The sequence below is a fragment of the Kitasatospora sp. NPDC051164 genome (assembly GCF_044455625.1).
GTDB lineage: Bacteria > Actinomycetota > Actinomycetes > Streptomycetales > Streptomycetaceae > Kitasatospora.
The window spans coordinates 1-1,881 of sequence record NZ_JBITFB010000119.1 but is presented as its reverse complement, the minus strand read 5'-3'; the positions used below and the strand labels follow the sequence as shown (position 1 = coordinate 1,881).

The 1,881-nt window shown below is 73.0% G+C and carries 1 protein-coding gene; it reads left to right on the top strand.

Features of this window, described 5'->3' with window-relative positions; all coding sequences use genetic code 11:
• The coding region (locus tag ACIBEC_RS47755; protein WP_360510314.1) for a beta-ketoacyl synthase N-terminal-like domain-containing protein at nucleotides 1-1,881 on the top strand (1,881 nt) is incomplete at both ends.

Below are 1,881 nucleotides of genomic sequence, written 5' to 3'. Positions count from 1 at the left end.
CGGGTTCGACTCGCTGACCGCCGTCGAGCTGCGGAACCGCCTCAACGGCGTCACGGGCCTGCGGCTGCCCGCCACCCTCGTCTTCGACTACCCGAACCCGGCCGCGCTCGCCAAGCAGCTCCACACCGAGCTGCTCGGTGCGCTGCCGGAGGCCGCCGCCAACGTGAGCACGGCCCTGGACGACGAGCCGATCGCGATCGTCGGCATGGCCTGCCGCTACCCCGGCGGGGTCGAATCGCCCGAGGACCTGTGGCGGCTGGTCGCCGACGGGCGGGACGCGCTCTCGGCCTTCCCCGAGGACCGCGGCTGGGACGTCGAGAACCTCTACCACCCGGACCCGGACCACCAAGGCACCTCGTACGTCCGCGAGGGCGGGTTCCTCCACCGGGCGGGCGAGTTCGACCCGGGGTTCTTCGGCATCTCGCCGCGTGAGGCGATGTCGATGGACCCGCAGCAGCGGCTGCTGCTGGAAACGTCCTGGGAGGCGTTCGAGCGGGCCGGCATCGACCCGCGGACGGTTCGCGGCAGCCGCACGGGTGTCTTCGTCGGCGTGATGTACAACGACTACGCCATGGTGCTCCAGCAGTCGGTGGAGGGAGCCGAGGGGCAGATCAGCACCGGCACCTCGGGCAGTATCGCCTCCGGCCGCGTCTCCTACACCTTCGGCCTGGAGGGGCCGGCGGTCACGATCGACACGGCGTGTTCCTCCTCGCTCGTCGCGCTGCACCTGGCCTGCCAGTCGCTGCGGCAGGGTGAGTCGACGCTGGCGCTGGCGGGCGGTGTGACGGTGATGCTGACGCCGAGCACGTTCGTGGAGTTCAGCCGCCAGCGCGGCCTGGCCGCCGACGGCCGCTGCAAGGCCTTCTCTGATGACGCGGACGGCACCGGCTGGGGCGAGGGCGTCGGCATGATCCTGGTCGAGCGGCTGTCGGACGCCCGGCGGAACGGCCATCCGGTGCTCGGCATCGTCCGCGGCAGTGCCGTCAACCAGGACGGCGCGTCCAACGGTTTGACCGCGCCGAACGGGCCGTCCCAGCAGAGGGTCATCAGGCAGGCGCTCGCGAGCGGTGGGCTGACGGCCGGCGAGGTCGACGCCGTGGAGGCGCACGGCACCGGCACCACCCTCGGCGACCCGATCGAGGCACAGGCGCTGCTCGCCACCTATGGGCAGGGGCGCAGCGAGGAGGAGCCGCTCTGGCTGGGCTCGGTGAAGTCGAACCTGGGCCACACCCAGGCGGCGGCGGGGGCGGCCGGCGTGATCAAGATGGTGCTGGCGATGCAGCACGGGGTGCTGCCGAAGAGCCTCCACGTGGGCGAGCCGTCCTCGCACGTCGACTGGTCGGCCGGCGCCGTCGAGCTCCTCGCCGAAGCCCGTCCCTGGCCGGAGATCGGGCGGGCGCGCCGGGCCGCGGTCTCGTCCTTCGGCTTCAGCGGCACCAACGCCCACATCATCCTGGAGCAGGCCCCGGAACCAGAGGCCGTGGAAGCGGCGGACCAGGACGGCGCACCGCTGGTCGCGCTCACCTCCGGTCTGCCGTGGGTGCTCTCGGCCCGCACGGCGGGCGCGCTGCGCGGCCAGGCCCAGCGGCTGCTCGACCTGCTGGACGGCGAACCGGACACCGCGCCGGAGGCGGTCGGTGTCGCCCTGGCGTCGACCCGAGCTGCCTTCGAACACCGTGCCGTGCTCGTCGGCGCCGACCGTTCCGAGCTCCGGGCGGCCCTGGAGACCCTGGCGGCCGACGGCGTGTCGGCCGGTCAGATCAGGGGCGTGAGTGGTTCGGCGGGCCGGGTGGCGTTCGTCTTCCCGGGTCAGGGTTCGCAGTGGGCTGCGATGGCGGTGGAGCTGTTGGAGTCGTCGTCGGTGTTCGCTGGGCGGATGGC